This window comes from Halolamina salina (genome assembly GCF_042678005.1).
Taxonomy (GTDB): Archaea; Halobacteriota; Halobacteria; order Halobacteriales; family Haloferacaceae; genus Halolamina; species Halolamina salina.
This window is the reverse complement of the sequence record NZ_JBHUDH010000095.1, coordinates 1-5851: the sequence shown is the minus strand read 5'-3', so window position 1 is coordinate 5851 and position 5851 is coordinate 1. Positions and strand designations below refer to the sequence as shown.

8 protein-coding genes are annotated in these 5851 nt (G+C 69.6%); 5 read left to right on the top strand and 3 right to left on the bottom strand.

What is annotated here, in order from left to right:
- Nucleotides 1–185: 185 nt before the first annotated feature.
- The gene (locus tag ACFR9S_RS09080) at nt 186–1292 is read right to left on the bottom strand and encodes a DUF7345 domain-containing protein (RefSeq protein WP_379818461.1); all 1107 of its coding nucleotides are present in this window, start codon (nt 1290–1292) and stop codon (nt 186–188) included.
- A gap of 133 nt (nt 1293–1425) precedes the next feature.
- Here ACFR9S_RS09080 and ACFR9S_RS09075 point away from each other — a divergent pair, with 133 nt between their 5' ends.
- From ACFR9S_RS09075 to fer, 3 genes are all read left to right on the top strand, one after another.
- The gene (locus tag ACFR9S_RS09075) at nt 1426–1617 is read left to right on the top strand and encodes a DUF7554 family protein (RefSeq protein ID WP_379732917.1); all 192 of its coding nucleotides are present in this window, start codon (nt 1426–1428) and stop codon (nt 1615–1617) included.
- A gap of 113 nt (nt 1618–1730) precedes the next feature.
- On the top strand, nt 1731–2231 hold the full coding sequence (locus ACFR9S_RS09070) for a 2'-5' RNA ligase family protein (protein ID WP_379818460.1): 501 nt from the start codon (nt 1731–1733) through the stop codon (nt 2229–2231).
- Nucleotides 2232–2358: 127 nt separating this feature from the next.
- Nucleotides 2359–2748: a ferredoxin Fer gene (gene fer / locus ACFR9S_RS09065; RefSeq protein ID WP_379732596.1), complete on the top strand. Its 390-nt coding sequence runs from the start codon at nt 2359–2361 to the stop codon at nt 2746–2748.
- Nucleotides 2749–2910: 162 nt separating this feature from the next.
- Here the strand turns inward: fer and ACFR9S_RS09060 are convergent, their stop codons facing one another.
- On the bottom strand, nt 2911–3624 hold the full coding sequence (locus ACFR9S_RS09060; protein ID WP_379732598.1) for a hypothetical protein: 714 nt from the start codon (nt 3622–3624) through the stop codon (nt 2911–2913).
- Between the two features lie 160 nt (nt 3625–3784).
- Here ACFR9S_RS09060 and ACFR9S_RS09055 point away from each other — a divergent pair, with 160 nt between their 5' ends.
- On the top strand, nt 3785–4801 hold the full coding sequence (locus ACFR9S_RS09055) for an A24 family peptidase (RefSeq protein WP_379818462.1): 1017 nt from the start codon (nt 3785–3787) through the stop codon (nt 4799–4801).
- Here the strand turns inward: ACFR9S_RS09055 and ACFR9S_RS09050 are convergent, their stop codons facing one another.
- The gene (locus ACFR9S_RS09050; RefSeq protein ID WP_379732675.1) at nt 4802–5278 is read right to left on the bottom strand and encodes a phosphate-starvation-inducible PsiE family protein; all 477 of its coding nucleotides are present in this window, start codon (nt 5276–5278) and stop codon (nt 4802–4804) included. It abuts the gene before it with no gap.
- Nucleotides 5279–5358: 80 nt separating this feature from the next.
- Between ACFR9S_RS09050 and hisI the strand changes: the two genes are divergently transcribed.
- A complete protein-coding gene (hisI, locus tag ACFR9S_RS09045) occupies nt 5359–5763 on the top strand; it encodes a phosphoribosyl-AMP cyclohydrolase (RefSeq protein WP_379732674.1) in 405 nt (134 codons plus the stop codon).
- The last annotated feature ends 88 nt before the right edge of the window (nt 5764–5851 follow it).

Here is a 5851-nt window from a genome sequence, read left to right as displayed (position 1 = left end):
CGCCTGGGCCCCGCCGGCGAACGCGGCGGCTGCCGGGACGCTCCCGACGAGCACGAGCAGCGCGATGGTGACGGCGGCGGTTCGGTTCACGGTCGATCGATAAGCGACCCATCGGTAAAAACAGTCAACTCCCTCCACCCGGGTTCACCCCGATTAACCCAGTTTAACGTCCCGACGGCGGCCGATCACTCCTCGTCGTCGGGGAACTTCAACACGTTCTCGCGGCCGAGCCGGAACGACTCCACCTTCCCCTCGTCGCGCAGGTCGCCGACCACCTGACTCGTGCGGGCGGCGCTCCAGTCCAGCTCCTCGGTGACGGTCTTCTGTTTCATCCGCCCCCCGTTGGCTTCGAGCAGGCGGAGGACGCGCTCCTCCGGACTGAGCAGCTCCTCGGCGGTGTCGTCCTCGCTCCCCGCGTCGTCGACGCCCGCGGCGACCGCCCCAGTCTCCGGATTAGGTGCCGTCTCGTCGCCGACACCCGCGTCCTGCTCGGGTTCCGGTTCGTGTCCGTCCTCCGGCCCTCGATCGGGCTCGGTGCCGACGGACGGTTCGTCGTCGCCGACGCCGGGGACCGGCGTTCGGCCGGCCTGTCGCCGGCGGTAGTACCACAGCACCCCGGCGGCCCCGAACAGCGCGATACCGACCAGCGGTCCCCACGGCGGCGCCGAGTTCCGCGTCCGGAGCACCACGCGGGGCTGTCCCAGGTCGAACTCCCGGGGTCCGGTCCACGGCACCGAGCGCTCGCCCTCGCGGTCCGGTTCCGGCTCGACGAGCGAGACCACGTACCCCTCGGGCCACCTGATCGTGAGCTCGGTGTCCGCGTCGAGGAACAGCCCCGTCAGCACCTCGCCGGTCGCGAGCCGGTCGTCGGACACGTCGGCGAAGCCGACCCAGTCGAAGCCGTAGCGGACGATGCCGTACTCGCCGCTGAGCGGGCTGGTGGTCGCCTCGACGCTGACGTTCTCGACGGCCATCTCCCGCCCGGTGGCGTTCTCCGCCGTCGCGACCGTCGACCGCATCCGCGAGGCGAACTGGCTACGGTACTCGCTGGTGTTCCCCTCGATGTCGCGCTGGAGGCTCTCGAACGCCTCCGTCGTGTTCTGGTCGTCGAGCGCCACCCGGTACTCGATCGTCCACCGGGCGTCGCCGTCCTCCTCGATCGCGGCTTCGAGCACGACCGAATCGCTCTCGACGTCGCCGGTCTGGAGCCCGGGGAACTCCGCGGCGGCGCCGACCCCCGAGCCGACGAGCAGGAGCGCCAGCGCGACCGTGACGACGGTCCGTCGATCCATTCGCCCGAACGTGGGACGGCACGGAGTAAATGCGTTGCCGTCCGGCAGTCGCCCGGCGAACGTCGCCGCTCGCGGCTCGACGCCGCCGAAACGGCCACAGCCCTTTTACTCACCCCCCGACGAGCTACCTCGCATGAACACGCGAGGCAATCTCGAGGCCGAGGACCTGCTGAAGCTGATACTGGTGTTGGTGGTGGTGTGGCTGGCCATCGAAGTGCTCGGCGAAGTGCTCGGCCTGTTCGCCAACCTGCTCGGCCTGCTGCCGGACCTGCTGGGGATCGTGATCGTCGTGTTGGTGATCCTCTGGTTGCTCGACCGGATCTGAGCCTCCCGCGGATCGCACCGCTGACGCTCGACACCCGACGACGCGCTTTTTGCCGCCGACTCCCCACGCCCACTCGTGAGCCGTCGAACCCACAGCCCCGCCCCCGCCCGCCGGTGAACCTCCGCGTCCCGCCGGCGGTCGAGCGCCTCGCCGACCGTCTCCACCCGAAACTCACCCCCTTCGAGCAGGTCCGGGAGCGCCACACGCTCGTCGTCAAGCGGATCGAGGCCGACACGTGGCGCGCGGGCCGCGGCGGCGTCCGGGAACGCCTCCGGCGCGTGCTCGACGAGACGAAGCCGTTCCCGGTCCGGATCGACGGGATCGACTACTTCGCCGACCCGCCGGACGGCCACGGGCCGGTCGTCTACCTCGCCGTCGAGAGCGAGGGGATCCGTCAGCTCCACCGGCGGCTCTGCCGGGAGTTCCCGGTCGTCGACGAACTGGAGGGGGAGAACTACGTCCCGCACATCACGCTCGCCCGCGGGGGCAGCGTCGCCGACGCCGAGCGCGTCGCCGAAACCGAGATCGAACCCGTCGAGTGGACCGCTGACCGCGCGCTCACGTGGGACCGCGAACACCGCGAAGCCGTCGATCGGTTCCGCCTTCGAGGCTAACCCTCAGTCTTCGGCCGCGACCGTGAAAAGGGATTTGGACGTTTTCGGGCGCCCTAAAGCGCTGAAACTCCCGATTTTCCGCTCAGAACCACAAGACCCTATACGGAGGCAGGAGAAACGCCGGGTGATGCCAACCGTCGAATACCTCAACTACGAAGTGCTTGACGACCACGGCTGGTCGATGGACGACGACGACCTGTTCGAGCAGGCCGCCGACGCGGACCTCGACGACGAGGACTACGGCACGCTCGAAGTGAATCAGGGCGAGTACATCCTCGAAGCGGCCGAGGCTCAGGGCTACGACTGGCCGTTCTCCTGCCGCGCCGGCGCGTGTGCGAACTGCGCGTCGATCTGCAAGGAGGGGGAGATCGACATGGACATGCAGCAGATCCTCAGCGACGAGGAGGTCGAGGAGAAGGACGTCCGCCTGACCTGTATCGGTTCGCCCGCCACCGACGAGGTCAAGATCGTCTACAACGCCAAGCACCTCGACTACCTCCAGAACCGCGTCATCTGATCGCGGTCGGCGCTTCTCGAACGGGTCTTTTTCGACGACGGCACGCCAGCGCCCCGCTTTCCGCGCCCGCACCGCCCGCTACTGTTCTTTCGGCGTCGTGGCGACGCTGATCTGGGGCGGACTCGCTGGTACTCGTACCGGCGACATGATCGTCCCCGCAGTTCAACTCCACCGCAGCAGCACCATCAGCCCGATCAGCGCCAGTTGGAGCAGCCCCTGCACCCCGCCGAGCTTGGCGTTCAGCGCGCCGATCCGGGAGATGACGCTCGCGTCCGGCTCCGCGGAGGTGATTTGGGCGTACATCCGGATCTCGCCGGGCAGCAGGAAGCCAAAGCCCTGCACCGACAGCAGCGTCACGATCCCCAGCGACAGCGCGACGAGCAGCGGGATCTCCTCCAGCCCGCCGATCGTCGTCGCCACCCACGACAGCGAGCCGACCGCCGAGAGCGCGAACAGCGCCTGCCAGCGCCGGTCGTCGAAGGCGTCGAGCCGATACCCCGCCAACAGCAGCGCCGGCAGCAGGTTCGCGGCAGTGAACAGCGCGAGCCACGGCTCGCTGTTGGGGAAGTAACCCAGTCGCTGGGCCAGCGTGATCCCCCCGGCGATCGTCACGAGCGCCATCGCGGGCAGGAAGAACGTCGTCTTCGGCGTCAGCCGCGTGAACACCGCGGCGCTCTCCTCCTCGTCCAGCCCGCCGATCGCGGGGCCGAGCACCGCCCCCATGAACAGGTCTGTCCCGGTCCACAGCAGCCCCGCCATCACGTGGACGTACGTGTGCACCTCGATCGACGCCATCCCCGAGGTCACGTACGCCGTCGCCAACAGCGAGACGGCGACGACTCCGCCCGCGAACGCGGGGTTCGCCCGGCTCCCCAGTCCACTGATCGTGCCACGTACCGAACGTGTCGACATACGGGGACGTTCTGACGGTTGGTAATAAGGCTACCTCCTGCGGAACCCTCTCGGCGCGCCGACCCGGCCGGTTTCCCCAAACGCTTTGCCCGTCGCCGCTGGCCTCGGGGGTATGCTGGACTCGCTGGGAGCGATCGCCTCGCCGGGCGACCTCGCGCGCCTGCTCGCGGTGCCGCTGCTGGGCTGGGCCGCGCTGCGCGACGTCCGCACCCGCCGGGTCCCCAACTGGGTCTGGTACGTCCTCGGCGGCCTCGGCGTGGCCCTGCTGGCCCTCGATCTGGCGCGGGCGGCGCCGTTCGCGGGCCGCTACGCCCGCCTCGAACTGTTCCGCGTCGCGGTCAGCGTTGGGCTGGTCGTCCCGCTGTCGTACCTGTTCTGGCGGATCGGCGGCTTCGGCGGCGCCGACGCGAAGGCGCTGATGGCGCTGGCCGTCCTCTTCCCGACCTACCCCGCGTACTACCTCCCGGCGACGCTGTTCGGCGTCTCCCTCCCGCCGGTGCTCCCGGTCGAACCGACTCTCGTCGGGGTGTTCTCGCTGACGGTGCTGACCAACACCGTGCTCGTCGGCGCGCTGTTCCCGCTCGCGCTGGCGGCCCGGAACGCGCTCGCGGGCCGGATCGGCCCGGCGATGTTCCTCGCCCGGGTCGTGCCAGTCCACGACCTGCTCCACCATCACGGCCGGCTGTTCGAGGACCAGTCGGGCTTCACTCGCTCGGGACTGGACGTGGACGCGCTGCGGATGTACCTGCGCTGGCGCGGGCTCTCGCTCGCGGAACTGCGCGCGGCGCCCGCCCGCTACCGCGACCCCGAGAGCGTCGGCGAGACGTTCGACCCGACCGACGGCGCCGTCGACGAGGCCGCCGTCGAACACGGGGAAGCGACGGGGAGCGAGGACGTCGATGCGGACGCGGTGGACGACGACCCGTGGGCCGCCGAGCGCTTCCTCGACGAACTCGACGGCTCGGCGTACGGCACCGACACCGAGACGCTCCGGGCGGGGCTGGAGACCGTCAGCCGGGAGGACGAGGTATGGCTCTCGCCGGGGCTGCCGTTCCTCGTCCCGATGTTCGTCGGCCTGCTGCTCGGGCTGACGTACGGGGACCTGCTGTACGGGCTGTTAACCGCGGTCGGGCTGGCCTGATCACCGACGCCGCTCGACGACGAGCAGCGCGGCGAGGCCGAGGATGAGCAGCGTGTACGCCGTCGCGGCCAGCAGCGCGTCCCCCTCGGTGGCGTACTCGCCGGTCCGGAAGATGATCGCCTTCCGAACCATCGCGATCACGCCGGTGTAGAGCACGAGCCGGACGATCCGGCGGGTGTCAGACTCCTGCGTGTAGGCGACGACGGTGTGGTACACCTCGACGATGATCAGCAGCAGCAGCGCCGTGTCGATGAAGCCGACGACGATCAGCGGGTCGGTGATGGAGCCAGAGGCGGCGCTCTGGACGATCTGCAGCGCGAGGTCGAACACGCCGATCGCGAACAGTACCCCGAGCACCACGGCGGCGACGACCTCGGTGTAGCGGATGAGCTTCTGGCTGAACGCGAGGATTCGGTCGTCGAGGCTGTCGCCGAGTTCCGGCCGGGTCCGTACCGGGTCCGATCGATCGTCCGTCACACTTCACGGTTCGTGGCCACCGTCAAGACTCTGTGGGCGTCGGCCGCGCACTCTTTACCTCCGAGGGCCAACCGTGGCGTATGGCCGACCTCTCGGCGGTCGATATCGACTTCGGCGACGACGGGCTGGTCCCCGCGGTGGCACAGGACGCCGACTCCGGCGAGGTGTTGATGCTCGCGTACGTCTCCCCCGAGGCGCTCAGGCGCACCGTCGACACCGGCCGCGCCCACTACTACTCCCGCTCCCGCGAGGAACTCTGGGAGAAGGGCGCGACCAGCGGTAACACCCAGTCCGTCGTCGACGTGCGCGTCGACTGCGACGCCGACACGCTCCTCTACGTCGTCGAACAGGACGGCGGCGCCTGCCACACCGGCCACCGCTCCTGCTTCCACCGGTCGATCGCGGAGATCGACGACGCAGGTGAGACCGCACAGGTCGAGACGACCGGCGAACGGGTGTTCGACCCCGACGACGTCTACGAATGAGCGTCGCCGACGAGCCGGTCCCCGCGGAGCCGAGCGCCGACGACCTGATCGACGAACTCCGCGAGGAGCGCGAGGAGCGCGAGGCGAT